Source organism: Botrimarina hoheduenensis, assembly GCF_007859815.1.
Taxonomy (GTDB): domain Bacteria; phylum Planctomycetota; class Planctomycetia; order Pirellulales; family Lacipirellulaceae; genus Botrimarina; species Botrimarina hoheduenensis.
The window spans coordinates 714,801-733,511 of the sequence record NZ_SJPH01000001.1 but is presented as its reverse complement, the minus strand read 5'-3'; the positions used below and the strand labels follow the sequence as shown (position 1 = coordinate 733,511).

The window sequence follows — 18,711 nt, the reverse complement described above, 5'->3', positions numbered from 1 at the left end:
AGCACGTGTCAACGAACGAGAGCGAACCCGGCTCCCAGGGGCGGATTGTACCGCCTGGAAGGGCTCCGGGGTTCGGTTTGGCGCGGCTCTGCCGGTCGCAATTCATTCGGTAGTGATTCCGATCGCCGCCCGGCACGGGCTGATCCGGCTACCTTGAGCGCTCCCTCGTCGGCCGTGACCGGCCTCGGCTGCCCCTCCCCCCCTCCCCCGCACGGATCCGCATGGCCGCTGACCCGCCCGCCGACTGGACGGTTTACGTCGTCGATTCGCATTCGCTCATTTTTCAGGTATTCCACGCGATCCCTGAAATGACGAGCCCCCGTGGCGAACCGGTGAACGCCGTCTTTGGCTTCACCAAGGACCTGCTAAAGCTGCTCGAAGAGAAGCGGCCCGATGCCTTGATCTGCGCTTTCGATCCGCCCGGAGACACCTTTCGCCACGATTTTTATCCGGCTTACAAGGGCGAGCGGGGCGAGATGCCCGAGGCCCTACGCTCTCAATTCCCAAAGATCGAGGCGGTGGTCCGCGCCCTGGGGCTACCGATCATCTCGGTGCCCAAGTACGAAGCGGACGATGTGCTCGCCACGCTCGCCCGGTTGTGCGACGAAGCCGGTGCCACCTGCCGACTCGTTACCGGTGACAAAGACTGCCGGCAGCTCATCACCGATCGGGTCGCGATCTATAACCTGCGTAAAGATCAGGTCTACGATCAGGTCGCCCTACAGGCGGATTGGGGCGTCCGGCCGGACCAAGTGGTCGACTTCCAGGCCCTGATCGGCGACAAGATCGACAACGTGCCGGGCGTGCCGCTGATCGGCCCGAAGATCGCCAAGGAACTGCTCGAAGAGTACGACACCTTGCTCGGCGTGCTCAACAATGCGGAACGCGTCAAAGGTGCCAAGCGCAAGCAAAACCTACTCGAAGGCCGCGATCTGGCGCTGGTTTCCCAGCGACTAGTGCGCCTGGATAACCACACGCCGTTTGACGTGGACTGGCAAGCTTGGCGTGTTGCCGAGCCCGACGCCCCGCGGCTTGCTGAGCTGATGGCCGATTTCGGTTTCCGCAGCCTCGCCGAGCGGGCCGCAAAGCTCGCCGGCGGTGCCGTCGATTCACCGCAAACCGATTGGGTCAGTGACTACCACATCGTGGATACGCCCGAGCGATTGGCAGAGCTGGTGCAGCAGCTCTCGGGGTGCGAGATCATTTCGGTCGATACGGAGACCACCTCGGTCTCGCCCCGCGAAGCCGAGCTGGTCGGGCTTTCACTTGCCTGGGCTGAAGGCAAGGCCTGCTATGTGCCGGTTCGTGGCCCCTCAGGCGAGCGGGTGCTGCCTGTTGATCAGGTGCTGAGTGCGCTGGGTCCTGTGCTGGAAAACCCGGCGATTGAAAAACTGGGCCAAAACCTCAAGTACGACGCCGTCGTGCTCCGCGGCGCGGGGGTCATACTCCGCGGACTACGGTTCGACACCATGATCGCCAGCTACCTGCTCGACGCGGGCGAACGGACCCACAACCTCGACGTGCTCGCTGAGCGCTATCTGGGCCACCAGACCGTCAAAATCAAAGAGCTGATCGGTACGGGCAAAACGCAGAAAAGAATGGACGAGGTCCCCGTTGCGAAGGTTGGCCACTACGCCGCTGAGGACGCCGACGTGCCACTCAGGCTCTGGCCGCTGCTGGCCGATCGTTTGGACGCGGTCGGGCTCCTGCCGCTGATGGACGAGATCGAGACGCCCTTAGTGGACGTCCTCGCCCAGATGGAATGGAACGGGGTGCGTGTCGATATCGATCGGCTGGCCAAATTGAGCGAGCAGTTTGGCAAACGCCTCCAAGAACTTGCCGAAGAGATTGAAGAACTGGTCGGCCACCCGTTCAACCTGGCGTCGCCCAAACAGTTGGCGGAGGTGCTGTTTCAAGAACTGCGTCTGCCGATCATCAAACGGACGAAAACGGGCCCCAGCACCGACGCCAGTGTCTTGGAGCAGCTTGCCCTGCAGCATCCCCTGCCCCGCCTGATTGTCGAACACCGCCAGTACGCCAAGCTGCGTGGGACCTACGTCGATGCGTTGCCGGCACTCGTGCTGCCTAGCACCGCAAGGGTCCACTGCTCGTTCAACCAAGTCGTGGCGGCAACGGGTCGGCTGAGTTGCAGCGATCCCAATCTACAGAACATTCCGATTCGGACCGAAGAAGGCCGCCAGATCCGCTCGGCTTTTGTTGCCGGCCCCAACGCGGCGGAGAGTGCCGACTGGAAGCTGCTATCCGCCGACTACTCGCAGATCGAGCTGCGTGTTCTGGCCCATTTCTCGCGTGACGAGACTCTCTGCCAAGCCTTCGCCGCGGACCAAGACATCCACACACTTGTGGCCAGCCAGGTTAACGGGGTACCGCTTGGTGACGTTACCAGCGAGCAGCGGCGTGGTGCTAAGGCGGTCAACTTCGGCATCATCTATGGCCAGAGCGCCTTCGGATTGGCAAAGTCGTTGGGCATCCCACAAGATGTCGCCGCATCGTTCATCGCCGAGTACTTCGCCCGTTACCCGGGCGTCGCCGACTTTATGCTCGACACGCTCGAAAGCTGCCAGCAGCTCGGCTATGTCGAGACGCTGATGGGGCGTCGGAGGGCGATCAGCGGCGTACGCAAGCCCGCTCCACCGGCCGGCTCGCTCTTCGACGATCGCCCCCAACCCCTGCAGATGAACCTGCCCGAACGCACGGCGGTCAACACCGTGATTCAGGGCACCGCTGCCGATTTGATCAAGCTGGCGATGCTCGCCGTGCATCGGCGGATGCAGCGCGAGGGTTTGCGTGCCAAGCTAATCCTGCAAATCCACGATGAGCTTGTCTTCGATACCCCCATCGATGAGCTGCCGGCTCTGGAAACCCTCGTCCGCGAGGAGATGCAGAACGTCGCCGATCTGCGGGTGCCGCTCTCGGTTGATATCGGCGTGGGCGACAATTGGGCGGAGTGCTAACGCATGATTGTGATCGGACTCACGGGCGGGATCGCCAGCGGCAAATCGTTTGTCGCCAGCCGGCTGGCCGAACTCGGTGCCTCGGTGCTCGACGCCGACCGCCACGCTCACGCCGCGCTCTCCGATGAAGCGGTCATCGAGGCCCTCCAGCAGCGCTGGGGACAATCCGCTCGGGAAGCCGACGGGCGGATCAATCACCGGTGGGTCGCCCAGCAGGTCTTTGGGGATTCGGCGCAAGCCAAGGCCGAGCGAAGTTTTCTCGAAGGCCTGATCCACCCGCGGGTGCGTGCGCGTCTGACGGAGGAATTGAACGAGGCTCAGGCCGCAGGGCTCAAGGCCGCTGTTCTCGATATCCCCCTGCTGCACGAAGCCGGCTGGGCCGCGGCTTGTGACCGGATCCTGTTTGTCGAAACCTCGGACGCGGTCCGCCAAGCCCGCGCCGCCCTGCGCGGCTGGGACCCGGCCGAGCTGGCCCGCCGCGAGGCAACGCAACTGTCGTTAGCCGAGAAGCGTGCTCTGGCCCATACGATCATCCCGGGAGACACCCCCGAGGAAGCCCAGCAAGCGATCGACCAATTCTGGCAAGATCTTCTGCGGGCGGACTGATGGGGCCCCCTAGGAAGCGCGTTTCTCCCCCAAAAGGAGGGGCTACACCGCTCTATCGATAAAATCCGCTACCACCTTGGCAAACCTTTTGTCATACTCGGATGAACCTTCCGATCAGGCTCCTCAGCGACTTCCCTCCCCCCGCGACACTCCTTTCTCCTGGGCGGTGTTCCAAGCTTGGAACACCGGACCGAATCTCGACCCTTACGTCCCACCTTTTTTTCGGCGTCCGCCGAAGCTCTCCCCCCCTTTCTCCCCTTCCCCTCCCTCACGTCCCGCACCAGCGGCCGGCGATTATCCGGCTTGCCGTTCGGCAGAGCATTGACGCGCCGCGGGCCGCTCTTCGGAACACTCCTGTCATGGCCGATACCAGCAACCGCGATTCTCGCTCCGACCGTCCCCGCACCAGCGGCCCCGGCGGGGCTAACGTCGGTGGCGGGCACACCGGTGGTCCGCACTTGCCGCGCCGATCGCTGAGCAACATCTCGCCCACCCCGGTCGATGACGAGCTGCTCCGCCGGCTGGACCGCGAGGAGCCGCTCTCGATCGCCGAGGAGCTGGACAAGGCCGCCGAGCGGATGCGACGTAGCGGGTCGCAGATCTCAAAGGCCAAAGAGCTCGACAGCAACATTCACATCGCCGCGTTGCAGGCGTTGTCGTCGGCCGACCTGCTGGACATCGCCGAGAACGAGGGGGTCGAGAACGCTGCGGGGCTCAAGAAGCAGGATCTGATCTTCCGAATCCTCAAGCAGCGGGTGAAGCTCAACGGCATGATGGTCGGCCAGGGCACCCTGGAGATCCTGCCAGACGGCTTCGGCTTCCTCCGCAGCCCCGAGTACCACTACCTCTCGTGCCCGGACGATATCTACGTTTCGCCCAGCCAGATCCGCCGATTCAACCTGCGCAACGGCAACACCGTATCGGGCACGATCCGCCCGCCAAAAGAGAACGAGCGCTACTTTGCGCTCTTGCGCGTTGAGTCCATCAACGACGACGACCCAAACAAGCTCACCAAGAAAGTCTCTTACGACGACCTGACCGCCGTTCACCCGGGTGAACGGATCCGGATGGAAACCACGCCCGACGAGATCGCCATGCGGGTCGTCGATCTGATCGTGCCGATCGGTTTTGGTCAGCGGGGCTTGATCGTTAGCCCACCGCGTGCGGGCAAGACGATCCTCATGCAGAAGATGGCCCGCAGCGTGCTGGCGAACTACCCGGCCGCGTACGTCATGATGCTGTTGATCGACGAGCGTCCGGAAGAAGTCACCGACATGGAGCGTGAAGTCCGCGGCCCCAACTGCGAAGTCATCAGCAGCACCTTCGACGAACCGCCGGCCCGCCACGTGCAGGTCAGCGAGATGGTCATCGAGAAGGCCAAGCGGATGGTCGAGTACGGCCGCGACGTGGTGATCTTCCTCGACTCGATCACACGCCTGGCGCGCGCCTGGAACTCAGAGTGCCCGCCCAGCGGCAAGATCCTTTCGGGTGGTCTCGACGCCAACGCCATGCAACGCCCCAAGCGGTTCTTTGGCTCGGCTCGCAAGGTGGAAGAGGGCGGATCGCTGACCATCATCGCCACCGCTCTGGTCGACACCGGCAGCCGGATGGACGAGGTCATCTTTGAAGAGTTCAAGGGCACTGGCAACCAAGAGATCGTCCTCGATCGTCGCTTGGTGGATAAGCGGATCTGGCCGGCCATCGATATCGACCGCAGCGGCACCCGCCGCGAGGAGATGCTGATGGACCCCGACGAGCATCGCCGCGTGTGCGTGCTACGGCGTGTGCTGAGCGAAATGAACCCGCCCGACGCCATGGACCTGCTCACCACCCGCCTCGCCAAGACCGAATCGAACGCTGAGTTCCTCATCAGCATGAAAGACTAGCCGGTCGAGCGCTCCCGAAAAGAAGGGCCAGAACGGTCCGATGAGCGAGAGGGCTCACAGCGGCTGCGGAGACTTGCCCAGCGGCTTCCGATCGAAGCCCCGCAGGCTTACACTCTGCGGCTGAGGGTTTCCAATCTGAAACGGCAGTTTCTGTCGCATTGCCCCCGCCTCTTTTTGGAGGAAGGGCTAGGAGAGGTGGTGCTGCTGGTACCAGGGTTCTGCCCCCTCCCCTAGCCCCTCCCCCTGAAGCGGGAAGGGAAAAGCCTGGCGACTCTGGTTGGTGCCCGTTGAGCACCCCGATCTGGCGATTTTCGCTTACCACCGTCCCCCCACGCATTGATGGCGTCTCTCCGCTTGATCAAGGGCGTCCAGCCCGGCAAAGACTTTCCGCTGACCGCCAAGGTTTCGGTCATCGGCCGTAACAGCGACTGCGAGGTCTCGCTCGATGTCGCCGCGGTCAGCCGCCGCCACGCCGCGCTCCACGCCGAGCCCGAAGGGCACTATGCCGAAGACCTCGGCAGCCGGAACGGGACCTACGTCAACGGCGAGCGGATCGTTGGCAAAAAGCAGCTGCGCTCCGGCGATCGGATTGTCGTCTGCGATCAAGAGTTCGAGTTCTTTGGGCCAGCCCCCTCGCTGCTGGGTGGATCGGGCCCCCCCGCCAAGTCGACACTGGTGCAGATGATCGCAGAGGACGACGGCCCGGCCTCGACCACTAACGTCATGGCGACCATCGACCTGAGCGGAGCCGCCACGGGGTCGGGTGCCACGTGGTCTCTCTCGGCCCGACCCGAGGTGAAGCTCGCCGCACTGGTCGAGATCAGCAAGGGGCTCGGCCGGGCGCTGTCGATCGATGATGTGCTGCCCAAGATCCTTGACAGCCTGTTCAAGATCTTCACGCAGGCCGACCGCGCCTTCATCGTGATGCGGCCCGAGCCCGATGCGCCGCTCGTGCCGGTCGCCTCAAAAACTCGTCGCGGTGAAGGAGATGAAACGATCCGCCTCAGCCGCACGATTGTCGAGGAGGCGATGACCGGCAAGAAGGCAATCCTCTCGGCAGACGCCACCAGCGACGAACGCTTCGGCATGGCCGAATCGATTGCCGACTTCCAGATCCGCTCGATGATGTGCGTGCCGCTGATCAGCGCGGAGGACGAAGCGCTCGGTGTGATCCAAGTCGATACGCTGAATCAGGGCAGCCGCTTCACCGACGACGACCTGGAGGTGCTGGCCGCGGTAGCGAGCCAAGCGGCTATCGCGGTTGATAACGCCCAGATGTACGACCAGATGATCGCGCAGCGCGCCCTGCAGCGAGATCTGGAGCTCGCCGCACGGATGCAACGGGCCCTGCTCCCTCAGCCCCCCCCACCGCCGCCGGGTACGGTTTCTTTGATCATTACGAGTCCGCACGGCAAGTTGGCGGCGACTACTATGATTACGTCAATCTGCCCGGTGGCCGTTTTGCTGTCATCTTGGGCGACGTCGCGGGCAAAGGGGTGGCCGCGGCGATCATCATGGCCAAGCTCTCGAGCGACGTCCGCTTCGCGCTCGCGACCGAGCCGGACCTGACCAGCGCCGTGCATTACGTCAATCGAGCCTTCGCAGCCCAAAACCTCGAAGACCGCTTTGTCACAATGATCTTCGCTGTGGTCGATCCGCATACGCACGAGGTCACGATGGTCAACGCCGGCCATATGGGGCCGATCCAGCGCAACGGAGCGGGCGACGTGAGCGTCATCGCCGAGGAGATCGCCGGCCTGCCGATCGGCGTCTTCGACGAGTACGAGTACGAATCGATGACCTTCACGCTCGCCCCGGGCGAGTCAATCACGGTCTTCACGGACGGCTTTAGCGAGGCGATGAACGCCAATCGCGATCTCTACGGGGCCGAACGGCTTGCCGAGCAGGTAAAAATCCCCGCGAAGACCGTCGCCGATCTGGGTCAGCACGTGCTGGAAGACGTCCGCAAGTTTGTCGACGGCTTCGCCCAGAGCGACGACATGTGCCTGTGCTGCTTCGGTCGTGACGAGGAGTAGCGTAGAGCACCGATCCGGTAGTGCTATCTTGTTACATGTCTCGGGCTCTGGCTTTCAGATTCCAGCCCAAGCCACTGCACTCCGCATCTGGCGTGCCACAACTTCTAGAGGCACCACGAGCCTTACTCTCCTGCCGACCCCAGCGACTGCAGGAACTCGCTCATCTCGCCGGCGGCGTGGGCGTTGCCTTGTTGTCGGGCCGTTTCGATGCCGTCTCGCAAGTAGGCCCGTGCCTCGATCACTCGGTCTAGCCGAGCCAACTGCTGGGCGGCCATAAAGTACGCGGGCACATAAGGCGTGGAGTCGTGCGTTAGCTCCGCAAACCGGGCGAGGCTCGCGTCGTGATCCCCCTCTTTGTCGAGCTCCATCGCCAAGCTGTACCGCAAGAACGCATCTTGCGGATCATCGGCAAGCATCGCCTCGATCTTCTCTCGTCGGCTCATCGCTTCCTATCTCGATTAATCGGCGGTTGGTGCGAGGTGCGTGTGGTGCTTCTCGAAGGCCGAAATCTTGGTCTCGTGCTCGAGCGTCAGACCGATGTCGTCCAGGCCGTTCATCAGGCAGTGCTTGCGGAAGGGATCGACCTCAAAGGCGATCGATAAACCGTGCTCGTCGCTGAGGGTCTGTGCCGCGAGGTCGGCGGTCAGGCGATAGCCGGCGTGCTGCGCGGCACGCTGGAAGAGTTCTTCCACCTGCGCTTCGGTCAGCACGATCGGCAGCATGCCATTCTTGAAGCAGTTGTTGTAAAAGATGTCGGCATAGCTCGGCGCGACGATCACCCGGAAGCCGTAATCCTCCAGCGCCCAGGGGGCGTGCTCGCGGCTGGAGCCGCTGCCGAAATTGCGACGGGCCAGCAGCACGCTGGCCCCCTTCGCCTCGGGACGATTGAGCTCGAAGTCGGGATTCTCAACACCGTTTTCGTCTTTCCGCCAGTCCCAGAAGAGGAACTCGCCGAAGCCGGTCCGCTCGATCCGCTTGAGGAACTGCTTGGGGATGATCTGGTCGGTATCGACATTGGCCCGGTCCATGGCAACGACCAAACCGGTGTGAGTGGTGAAGGGATTCATCGCAAGCGTAGAGCTGGAAAGGAAAAAGCTAGAAGGGGGAAGCGGCACGAGGCGGGCAAGGGTGCCGCAGGGTCAGTCCCAATCGCGGATATCGACAAAGTGACCGGCGACCGCTGCGGCGGCAGCCATGGCGGGGCTCACCAGATGGGTGCGCCCGCCGCGGCCCTGACGGCCCTCAAAGTTGCGGTTGCTGGTCGAGGCGCAGCGCTCGCCGGGCGAGAGCTTATCGGGGTTCATCGCCAGGCACATGCTGCACCCCGCCTCACGCCAGTCGAAGCCGGCCTCTTTGAAGACGCGGTCGAGCCCTTCGGCTTCCGCCTGCCGCTTCACCACGCCGCTGCCCGGCACGACCATCGCCGAAACGTGCCCGGCAACCTGTTTGCCCTTTGCCACAGCCGCGGCAGCGCGGAGGTCTTCGATCCGGGCGTTGGTACAGCTGCCGATAAACACGCGATCGAGCTTCAGATCGGTAATGGGCTGCCCGGCCGAGAGTCCCATGTAATCGAGCGCCGCGGCGGTCGTCTTCTGGTCGGTGGGGTCCGCAAAGTCGGCGGGGTTGGGAACCACGCCCGTGACGCTCGTGACCTGGCCCGGATTGGTTCCCCAGCTGACCTGCGGCGCGATGTCGGCCCCGGCAAACACCAGCGATTTGTCGTACTTGGCTCCCGTATCGGTCGGCAGGACGCGCCAGCGCGCAACTGCTGCGTCCCAGTCTTTGCCCTGGGGAGCGTACTTCTTTCCTTCGAGGTAAGCGAAAGTCGTTTCGTCGGGAGCGATCATACCGGCGCGAGCGCCGGCCTCGATCGACATGTTGCACACGGTCATCCGACCTTCCATCGACAGACCGCGGACCACATCGCCCGTGAACTCGATACAGTGGCCCGTACCGCCCGCCGTGGTGATCTGACCGATCAGGTACAGGATCATGTCCTTCGCGGTCACGCCGGGGCCCAACTCGCCGTCGACGCGCAGCTCAAGCGTCTTCGGCTTGTTCTGCAAGAGTGTCTGCGTTGCCAGAACGTGTTCAACCTCGCTGGTTCCGATACCAAAAGCCAACGCGCCGAACGCACCGTGAGTGCTTGTGTGGCTGTCGCCGCAGACGATCGTCATGCCGGGCTGTGTATAGCCCAGCTCGGGCCCAATGACGTGGACGATCCCCTGGTTGATATCACCCAAGTCGTAGTGCTTAACGCCGAACTCCTTGCAATTGGAGCGGAGCGTATCGATCTGGGTCTTGCTGATCGGATCGAGAATCGGCAGCGAGCGATCCGTCGTTGGCACGTTGTGGTCGGCCGTGGCGATCGTCCGCTCGGGCCGCCGCACAGGGCGCCCGGCAAGGCGGAGCCCCTCAAAGGCCTGAGCGCTGGTAACCTCGTGAACGAGCTGCAGATCAATGTAGAGGATCGTCGAGCGACCCTCTTCGGCATGGACGACGTGGTCATCCCAGATCTTCTCGAACAGCGTACGGGGAGCGGCGGGAGCGGTCATCGCGATCGGCGGGGGTTCTCTACGGGACCTCAGTCAATAAAAGCCAGACCCGCAGTGTACGCCGGGGGTTCGCCGCTTGGTAGCACGCGGCCAGAAGCCAAAGCATTGAGCCCCCCAATGTGGCCCAAAACCTTCCGATAAGTCGGCCAAACGTCCTTTTAGACGGCGGCCGCCTCGATGGCCGCCGCGGCCATCGCCTTGCGCTGCGGGCAGCCCTTCTCGGTCCACCATTCGGCGGCCCGATCCGCCGACCAATAGTCTTCCAGGGGGGCTTCGCTCAGAGCAATCCGGAGCTGATCGACGGTCTGGTAACGGTCCTCGGGGTCTTTTTCCAGGCACCGCAGAATAACTTCTTCCAGCTCGATCGGCAGGCTCGGGTTGTGGTGCCGCGGGGGAACCACGTCTTCTGATACGTGGGCGATGATCACCTTGACCGCCTGCTTGTACTCAAACGGCGGTGCCCCCGTGAGCAGATAGTAGAGCACGCAGCCTAGCGAGTAGATATCGCTGCGGATGTCGGCCTCTCGTTCACCGGTGGCCTGTTCGGGGGACATGAACAGGGGCGAGCCGGTGATCGCTCCTTCTTGCGTCAGCGCAACATCGGTCGTTTCTTCGCTAGCGTGCAGGATCGGCTTGGCGAGGCCAAAGTCGAGCAGCTTCGCGACGTCGAAAATCCCGCCCCGATAGGCACAGAAGATATTCGCCGGCTTGATATCGCGATGCACGAGCCCGTGGGCGTGCGCTTCGGCCAATGCTCGGCAAACCTGATCCATCAGGTACACAACGCGGCTGGGCGGGAGCGCGCCTTCAGACTCGACCAATTCGCCCACGTTGTGGCCGGGCAGGTATTCCATGACGTAGTAGAACGTTCCGTCTTCCGTCCGGCCGTAGTCGTAAATGTCGATCGAGTTCCAGTGCGAGAGCTTGGCGGTCGAACGAACCTCGCGCTCAAAACGGGCGAGGATACGCGGGTCGCCGGCCTTCTCCGGGCGGATCACCTTGATCGCGCAGGGCCGCTTCATCATGCGGTGCTCGGCCAGATAGACCTCGCCCATGCCGCCGGCACCGATCCGCTGCTTAAGGCGATACTGCCCGAGTTGCTTGGCCTCAAACACCTCGCGACGGAGGCTGTTGATCGTATGTACCCCGAGCGCCGCGGTCACAGCGGTCAGCAGCATCTCGAGCCCCTGCATCGAAGCGTAGTCGGCATTGATGGCTTGGCCCATGCACGCCGCGGTCTCCTGGCAGGTGAACATCCGCCAATAGATGATCCCCACGGGCACAATCGCCGCCGGAACGATAAAGCGGAGCGATCGGCGCCAGGTATTTGGGATGAACAAAGCGTAGGTGAAAATGATGAGCATCCACGGTGCGACGACGATCGGCAGGGCCCCCCCCCCTTCCTGCTGCCAGCCGCGTGCTGCAGCGACCGAGAGACTGTGCGTGGTGATCATCGCAAAGAAGACGGCTGGCACGCCAAAGGTTGCCCACTCGGCGATCCGCAGCATCGTCAGGTCGAGCGCCGCGGCTCTGCGCAGGCACAACGACACCGCAGCAAGCACGACAATGACCGCCCCGTGCGAGATTAGCAGTGACGAGGTACCCTCTGTCTCGCTGCCACGGAAAAACAGGGCGCGCAGGAAAAAGACAGAAAAACCGGCCAGCAGCAGCGTCGATACCAACAACAGTCGGCGGTGAAGCACGTCGCGGGTTTCAGCGCTCAGGTGGGGCGTGCCCCCCTCGACCAGCCGGACCAGCCCACGGGCCGCGGCACCGATCGCCGCTGAACCGCGACTGCCCGAGTTGCTGCCGCTCTGCGTGCGCGTCGCGTCGGCAGCGTTATTTCCGCGCACGGTTGGTGCCGCAGCCGCAGGCAGCGGAGACGCCATGGTCTCGGCGTTATCGAAGTCAAGCTGTGTCACGTCGGGGCTCCCGCGCGGACTGTCCCTTCCGCCTGAGGCACACACCCTATCATTCCAACAGCGGAACGAAGTCGTCCGCCGCAATCCAGACGGTGCGGCAGGACGATCTGAACTAGGGGTGCCCAAGCATCGGCAGGCGAGCGTTACGCAGCTTACCCGACTGCCCTCCTACGCCACACCAGTATAGGCGGTTCATACGGCTTCGGGCAGGCTTTCTGCCGAGTGCGAGATGGCTCACGCTGCGGCGCGCCAGCCGCTGGCGGCTTGGCGTGCCTGGCGTTGCACGTCCGCTAGCGGCCAGACCGTCCAGGTGTCGGGCTCCTCGGCACGGGGCGTGGGCTCGACGACGAGGGTTCCCGGGTGGCACATCCGGGGCAGATAGAACCAGGCCGGAGACCCGCTGCGTTCGCCAATCCCCAGGGGCAGCACTACCAAGTCGGTGTCACTAAGGCTGTTAGCCACTGTCGCCAGGGAGTGCTCCGGGTCGCCCGGCGTGAGCCGCGCTTTGACGCCACACACTGACAGCGTGCGATGAGCGGCAATCAGCGAGAGCGGAGCCTGCCCCGGCTCACGCTGCTCGAACGGATCCACCGCCGTATAGCTGACTCCCGCTCCGCCAGCCGAATCAACGATCGCCTTAAGTAGCGTCTGAGTCTGTTCGAGCGAACCGATGCCCAGCTCCACCACGCGGCGAACCGAATGCTGTCGGGCCAGCTTGATCAGCTGACGCTCTGGCGTAGGTTTGGCGAAGAACGCGTCACGCGCATAGCGCAGAAAAGCCCCGACGCCCATCGCTGTCTGTGCCCCGATCCCTGGTGAGTCCGGCCGCTTCCCTGCGGCCTCCTTATTCAGATCGGTGGTTAGGAGGTAGGTCGTTCAGCCCGAGTTCATGCGACTGACGGAACCCGTGACGCGCTGTGTTAAGGCGTGCGGCCTGCCCGTTTTCCGGTCCTATTACCGGCGGAGGGCCGTGCCAAGCGGGACCCTGCCCCGTTCACCTTTCACACCCCACCAAACGCAGCGACAGACTCGCCGCAATCGGCAGACTCGGCGCAGCTTACGAGGCTTGCCGCCGGTTAACGTCCTGCGAAGACCAACCGCGCTCCCCCGCCTACCGAGCCGCGGCGTTCTGAGGGCTGGTTGCGCTGCGCGAGCGTGACATCTTCAATCAGCAGAACAACGGTGGTCGCTGCCGGCGGGGCGGTTTTGGCCGTCCAGAGATTGACCGCCAACGAGCATCCCGGCCCGTGCAACTCAGCAAAGCCGACCTCGCCCCGCAGCGTAAAGGCACCCATTTCATCGGACTCGGTCTCGATACTGCGTCCGTCCTCCGACAGCAAGCGAATCTGAGCCCCCGCCAGGGGAAACCCGTCGGCAGTGACCGCCTGGCCAAGCAATCGGCCTTCGGGGCTGAGGGTCACGTCGACCAGGGGCATCGTGACCGTGGTCGATGCCAGCCTCTCGCCACCGCCGTCCACCGGGATCGCCAGCGTGAGCGCTAGCGTCAGTAGCCAACCTGATGCCATCACGGCCCTTCCAAGGAGTTTGCCCGACTGTGAGCCGCCACAACCTGCGGCCGAAAGCTCCCACCGGGGCGATGCGCGCGGAGTCTAGAGATCCGTTCTGCACAGCGGTAGCGCAAACCCAGCGGCACTGCCCCGTCAAGCTTGTAGACCTTGCGCAGCGGCCGACGGACACGCTAGCAGCAGGCACGGCTCGCCAGACGTTAGCCGGCTCGCACACTGCTGAAGCGGGCAGCCTGCTCAAGCCGCTGCGGCCATTCCTGTAGGAAGTGGCGTCTCAACGCGGCCTCGGGCTGAGGGATCTCGCGTGGCAGCGTAAGGGCTAGTGGCTCGATCGCCTGACGCCGACGGCCGGCTTCCAATCGGCACCACAAGGTTCGCGTCGCAGCATGCGGACCGTGCAGCAAGTAGTGGGTCCAGGCCCACGCAAACCGGTAGTCACGCGCTGTTAAGTCACTCAACCCTGAACGTTGTTCGAGCTCAGCGAGGGTCGTCATCCGACCACCACGCAGGTCGCGCAGCAACGGATCGTGATGAATGCCTCCGGCGGGTCGCAGCGGGGCGGGTTCCTGAAAGTAACTGGCGATTCCCTCATCGAGCCATAGCGGCAACGCCGGTTGATCGGCGTGCAACAGGGCATGCGTCCCCTCGTGGCGCAGGTCGAGCGCCAACTCGTCGTGCAGGTACGACAGCACCACCGCCTGGCCCCGATCACGAACGTACAACGCTCGACGATACGGAGTCGCTACCCGCAGCTGGCTGACCGTCTTGCGATGGGCCGTCGCGTCAGCACCGATCACCAGGCGGATCGGCGCGCCCGGCGGAGGCACGTTAAGTACGCGGAGCAATTCTTGCTGAAGTTCGCCCAGGTTGGCTTTGGCAAAGACCCGGCGAAGTTCCTCAGGCGGCACCTTGGCCGCTTCGACCCGGAAGAGCCCCTCAGCACCCGCTCGTACGGCCGCGCTAGCAGCGGCCTGAGCCACGCCGTGTGTGCTCCCCGCCAACGCTGCCCCGGCAAGCCAAAGGAAACGGCGGCGCGCGATCATCGCTGCTGATCGCTCGGTCGCCATTGTCATCTCAAGCAAAGGTTGCTGCGGACCAGACCCTGAACCTAACAGGCTTACGGCTTGCACGAGCCGCCGAGCCGAGGGCTTCACGGGGCGTGAGTCTAGGGCGATCCCCGCGTGGGTCAAGATCGCCCTGCCGCGGCTGCTGGCAATCACAGAACAGCACAGCACAGAACAGTACAGCCGGCTTAAAGGGCTAGCGGCCAGTCCGTTAGCAACGTGACTCCGGTCTCTGTCACAACGTAGTTCTGCTCGAGACGCAGCCCCAAGCGAAGATCCTCGCCGTACAGACCGGGCTCGGCGGTGAAGTAATCGCCAACCTCAAAATGGTCGTCCCAATTCGGATTCAAGCGCGGAGCTTCATGCGGAGCAAGTCCGACACCGTGACCCAGGTGGTGGTTGAAAACCCCTCCCGTGAAGGTTGCGAGTTCCTTATTGATGCGTTCGAACAGCTCTCGACAGCTTGCCCCTGGCCGGACGTAGTCCTGTACGATCGGGAACACCTGCGTGACCCGCTCCCAGGCCGCGACTTGCAACGCCGATGGCTCACCGACGGCAAACGTCCGGGCGTTGTCCGTAAAATACCCGCCGTAGCCGACACCCAGGTCAAGGATCCACAGCTCGCCCTCGGCCGCGACCCGGTCGCGGGGCGCACCGCCTCGAGCCGCACAGCAAAAGTCTTGTCCGAAGTAGGTCAGCGGCTGACCGAGCGTCTTGACCGCGATCGTTTGCAACTCGCTGTAGAGATCGATCTCGTTGAGCCCTGGCTGGATGCGGCGGCGGGCGTGTTCGTACATCGCCCGATTGGCCTCATTTGCCCGGGCCATGAGCGCGAGTTCGTCGGGGTCTTTGCGACGCCTAAGGCTAAAGAGCGTGTCGTCAAAGTCCAAAGCGCCCGGCCCGGCTACCGCCGCAACGAGTCCTCCCCCTACGGCAGAAGCTTCGTAGCCGATGCACTTTCCGGACATCGGACACGCCTTAAAAAGCTGCTCCAGGCTGGCATGCTGCTGATGACAAGCGTCGCGCATGGTCGAAAGTCGCTTCTCCTCATAGGGCAACACCTCGGCGGCGACGGCAGGCGACGACACCTTGCGAGCCGGCAAAACCAGGGTCACCTTTCCGCCTGCCTCGATCGCCACACAAGGCGAAAAGAGAGGCCCCACATAGGCCCCCGTGAGCCACTGCACCGACTCACTCCGCGTCAGAATCGTCCAGGCAGCGCCCACCCGATCCATCTCTTTGAGCAAACGCTGCTGGCGCGCCACGATTAGGGAAGTGTCGAGCATCATGGGGCGTCGTGCGGCTGTGGGCGGGGGGAATTTCACTGAGTGGTCGGCGATCATGGCCGTGGTCAAAAACTGGTCGGCCGTCTCGCCGCGAGGTGCGTGGGTGTCTCAAGTCGAGACGGCCATCTCAAGATGAGACTTCCTGGCAGCTCTGATTGCGGTAGCAGGCCGGCATCCGGAGCCACAAGACTTTAGCAATAGTCGCCAGATCGCGGAGAATTTCGCTCCTGTGCCGCTTCTGAGACCGCTCGGCGCGTAACTAGGGGAGCCATCGGCACACGGGTTGCATTAGTTGCATTAGCCGTCTGTAGGCAACGTTCTTTTCGTCGACCACGGCGGAGCCGTACTCTTAGTCAAGCAGGATTAGTCATGCTCGTTCTCAGTAGAAAAGCCGGCCAGGCCATCACCATTGGTGATGACATCACGATCGAAGTCCGCCGGGTGGCGGGCAACCGTGTCACGCTCGCCCTGCAAGCACCCGCAGAGAAGCGTATCCTGCGTGGCGAACTCAAAGAAATCGTCGAGTCTTTCGACGGTGCCGCCAATGCGGAGCCGGCTCCCTCGGCGGAGCTGAAACCCACGATCGAGTTTCTCGCCACGCTAGCAATCGCCTAAGCAGTTTGTCCGGCATTGACCGGCGCGGGAGTGACCCGTAGGGTCCACATGGCAGCAGCCTCGTCACTATTGTAGTAGACGGCTAGCGCAGCCATTGGCTCCCCCTCTCCGCCGGCAAGCAGCGACCGCCCCGCGATGATCGTGCGCTACGAATCGATCGTTCGGGCAAATCTCAGGACTCGTCCCTTTCAAAGCGCGAACGCAGCGCTGCTCACCGTTGTACTGTTGGCGTCTCTCGGCAGCGGCTGTGCTAGCAGCGAGCAGTGGATTCAGCGCCGTCCCGCTGACAGCCCTTACGCCGCGCGGCTGCTGGGAGTGGGCAACGACAAGCCACGATTCTCCGAGACAACGCGCCAGGTAGCGACCAAGGCGGGGCTCAATCCGGAGATCGACGATCAGCGTCAGCGGCTGCTCACCCTGCTGGCGGATGCACACGGAGAGACCGGGGCCCCCGAAGTGGAGTTTGCCCTGGCTGAGCTAGCGGCCGTCCAAGCCGATTCTTTGCGTGAAGATGGCGACGATGACGCTGCCATTGGCTTCTATGCCGAGTCGCTGGTGCATGGCTATCACGCGCTAGCGGGCGATCCGTTGCGGCGTATCGGCGGCGCGACCAGTCGCTACAACACCTCGTTGCAGTCGCTGCTCCGCCTGCTGCAGAGTCGTGACCAGGTACATCCGGGGGCCCGCATTCCGCTGCCCCACAGCGAGCACGGTTGCTCGATCGCGGTCGAGCTGCACAGCAGCCACTGGCGGCAAGAAGACTTTGACGGCTTTGAGTTCGCCGAAGACTTCCAGGTTCTCGCGTTGCGGAATCACTACCACACCACCGGCGTTGGCGTTCCGCTCGTCGCGAAGCGAGACCATCCCGATCGGAATCATCCTGAGGATCGCTTCTATCCGACGACGCTCTGCTACCCGCTCACGGCGTTTGTGCGGGTCGAATCAGCCGATCATCACCAGCCGGCAACGCCCGCAGCCGATCCGCATCAGGGGCTGCGGCTGGTGCTTGAGCTGCACGACACGATGGAGCACGAGCAACTGAATCTCGCTGGTCGGCGTACGCCACTCGCCAGTGACCTAACAACCCCGCTCGCGTACTTCCTCAACCAACCCCAGTTTCAAGAGTCCAAGATCTCTAACAGCGGACTCTTTCAGCCCGAGCAGCTCGAAGCCTACCAGGGCCTGTACCTGCTTGAGCCGTACGATCCCAACCGCATCCCGGTGGTGATGGTCCACGGACTGTGGTCGAGCCCGGCGACGTGGATGGAGATGTTCAACGACCTGCGCAGCGATCCGCGCATCCGCAGCCGCTATCAGTTTTGGTTCTATCTGTACCCGACCGCGTCACCGTTCTTTGTCAGCGCCGCGCAGATGCGTGAGGATCTGCAGCAAGTCAAACAGACCTTCGACCCAAACGATTCGACGCTCGCCATGGATCAGATGGTGCTTGTCGGCCACAGCATGGGGGGGCTCATGTCGCGGCTGCAGGCGGTCAACAGCGGCGACGATTTTTGGCGAGTGGTTGCTACCGACGACTTCTCGAAACTTAAAGCCGACGAGGAATCGCGCACCCATGTGTCGCGGTTGTTCTATTTCCAACCAGACAGCTCGGTTCGCCGCGTGGTGACGATTGGATCGCCCCACCGTGGCAGCCGCTTCGCCAACGGCGTCACGCGTTGGGTAGGCAACAAACTGATCGAACTGCCGGTGAAGACGATCGCACGCCGACAAGAGCTATTCCGCGACAACCCGGGCCTGTTTCTGCCCGCGGCAACGAGCATGATGACCAGCCTCGACTCGCTGGCACCCGACTCGCCGATGCTCTCAGCGCTGCTTACCGCCCGGTCGGCACCTTGGGTGTCGTACCACAACGTGGTGGGCGACGCTCCCCGCAGCGGACCCGCATCGTGGTTCACCACTCGCGGTGATGGCGTCGTCTCGCTCGCCAGTGCGCGGCTGGACGACTTGCCAGGATTGGAATCGCAAGTGATCGTGCCGGACTCGCATGTGACCCTGCACCGCCATCCCCAAACCGTTGCCGAAGTGCAGCGCATTCTGCTCGCCCAGGCGGCAGAGCTCGAAGGCTACGATCCCTTGCAAGCCAGCTTGACGATTCCCCGGTCGAGCCCAGCGATGCCGACGGTTCGTTTGGTAAGTGGCTCAGAACCGCTCGACACGCCGTTACCAGCGTCGGTGCGCTGACACGCCGAGCAGCAGCTGAGCATCTTCTGCAAGCGAAC

At 63.4% G+C, this 18,711-nt stretch carries 15 protein-coding genes; 7 read left to right on the top strand and 8 right to left on the bottom strand.

Going from position 1 to position 18,711, the window contains the following annotated elements; all coding sequences use genetic code 11:
• Positions 1 to 221 precede the first annotated feature (221 nt).
• The 5 genes from polA to Pla111_RS02825 all read left to right on the top strand — a co-directional run bounded on the left by polA (position 222) and on the right by Pla111_RS02825 (position 7,503).
• Positions 222 to 2,975, top strand: coding sequence for a DNA polymerase I (gene polA / locus Pla111_RS02845; RefSeq protein WP_146571148.1), 2,754 nt, complete (start codon positions 222 to 224; stop codon positions 2,973 to 2,975).
• Positions 2,976 to 2,978: 3 nt separating this feature from the next.
• Positions 2,979 to 3,581, top strand: coding sequence for a dephospho-CoA kinase (gene coaE, locus Pla111_RS02840; protein WP_146571146.1), 603 nt, complete (start codon positions 2,979 to 2,981; stop codon positions 3,579 to 3,581).
• A gap of 359 nt (positions 3,582 to 3,940) precedes the next feature.
• Entirely contained in the window at positions 3,941 to 5,467 is a 1,527-nt protein-coding gene (gene rho, locus Pla111_RS02835) for a transcription termination factor Rho (protein ID WP_231930608.1), read from the top strand.
• 339 nt (positions 5,468 to 5,806) lie between these two features.
• Positions 5,807 to 7,036, top strand: coding sequence for a GAF domain-containing protein (locus tag Pla111_RS02830; protein WP_146571142.1), 1,230 nt, complete (start codon positions 5,807 to 5,809; stop codon positions 7,034 to 7,036).
• Positions 6,964 to 7,503 (top strand): PP2C family protein-serine/threonine phosphatase, encoded by a 540-nt coding sequence (locus tag Pla111_RS02825; protein WP_231930686.1) that lies wholly within the window; start codon positions 6,964 to 6,966, stop codon positions 7,501 to 7,503. Before Pla111_RS02830 ends, Pla111_RS02825 begins: the two co-directional genes overlap by 73 nt.
• A gap of 122 nt (positions 7,504 to 7,625) precedes the next feature.
• Here the strand turns inward: Pla111_RS02825 and Pla111_RS02820 are convergent, their stop codons facing one another.
• From Pla111_RS02820 to Pla111_RS02785, 8 genes are all read right to left on the bottom strand, one after another.
• Positions 7,626 to 7,946: a hypothetical protein gene (locus Pla111_RS02820; RefSeq protein ID WP_146571139.1), complete on the bottom strand. Its 321-nt coding sequence runs from the start codon at positions 7,944 to 7,946 to the stop codon at positions 7,626 to 7,628.
• 15 nt (positions 7,947 to 7,961) lie between these two features.
• Entirely contained in the window at positions 7,962 to 8,570 is a 609-nt protein-coding gene (gene leuD, locus Pla111_RS02815; protein WP_146571137.1) for a 3-isopropylmalate dehydratase small subunit, read from the bottom strand.
• A gap of 72 nt (positions 8,571 to 8,642) precedes the next feature.
• Positions 8,643 to 10,058 carry a 3-isopropylmalate dehydratase large subunit gene (gene leuC, locus Pla111_RS02810; RefSeq protein ID WP_146571135.1) on the bottom strand — a complete coding sequence of 472 codons (1,416 nt, stop codon included), beginning with the start codon at positions 10,056 to 10,058 and terminating at the stop codon, positions 8,643 to 8,645.
• A 158-nt stretch (positions 10,059 to 10,216) separates the two neighbouring features.
• On the bottom strand, positions 10,217 to 11,980 hold the full coding sequence (locus Pla111_RS17600; protein ID WP_146571133.1) for a serine/threonine-protein kinase: 1,764 nt from the start codon (positions 11,978 to 11,980) through the stop codon (positions 10,217 to 10,219).
• 234 nt (positions 11,981 to 12,214) lie between these two features.
• Positions 12,215 to 12,772 (bottom strand): hypothetical protein, encoded by a 558-nt coding sequence (locus Pla111_RS02800; protein WP_146571131.1) that lies wholly within the window; start codon positions 12,770 to 12,772, stop codon positions 12,215 to 12,217.
• 284 nt (positions 12,773 to 13,056) lie between these two features.
• Positions 13,057 to 13,506: a hypothetical protein gene (locus tag Pla111_RS02795; protein WP_146571129.1), complete on the bottom strand. Its 450-nt coding sequence runs from the start codon at positions 13,504 to 13,506 to the stop codon at positions 13,057 to 13,059.
• 200 nt (positions 13,507 to 13,706) lie between these two features.
• A complete protein-coding gene (locus tag Pla111_RS02790) occupies positions 13,707 to 14,573 on the bottom strand; it encodes a hypothetical protein (protein WP_146571127.1) in 867 nt (288 codons plus the stop codon).
• 185 nt (positions 14,574 to 14,758) lie between these two features.
• Positions 14,759 to 15,856, bottom strand: a complete 1,098-nt coding sequence (locus Pla111_RS02785) for a M24 family metallopeptidase (protein WP_231930605.1) — start codon at positions 15,854 to 15,856, stop codon at positions 14,759 to 14,761.
• Positions 15,857 to 16,225: 369 nt separating this feature from the next.
• On the opposite strand from Pla111_RS02785, the gene Pla111_RS02780 reads away from it, so the two are divergent.
• Both Pla111_RS02780 and Pla111_RS02775 read left to right on the top strand, forming a co-directional pair.
• Positions 16,226 to 16,471: a carbon storage regulator gene (locus Pla111_RS02780; RefSeq protein WP_146571123.1), complete on the top strand. Its 246-nt coding sequence runs from the start codon at positions 16,226 to 16,228 to the stop codon at positions 16,469 to 16,471.
• A gap of 135 nt (positions 16,472 to 16,606) precedes the next feature.
• On the top strand, positions 16,607 to 18,673 hold the full coding sequence (locus tag Pla111_RS02775) for an esterase/lipase family protein (RefSeq protein WP_231930602.1): 2,067 nt from the start codon (positions 16,607 to 16,609) through the stop codon (positions 18,671 to 18,673).
• Positions 18,674 to 18,711: the final 38 nt, after the last annotated feature.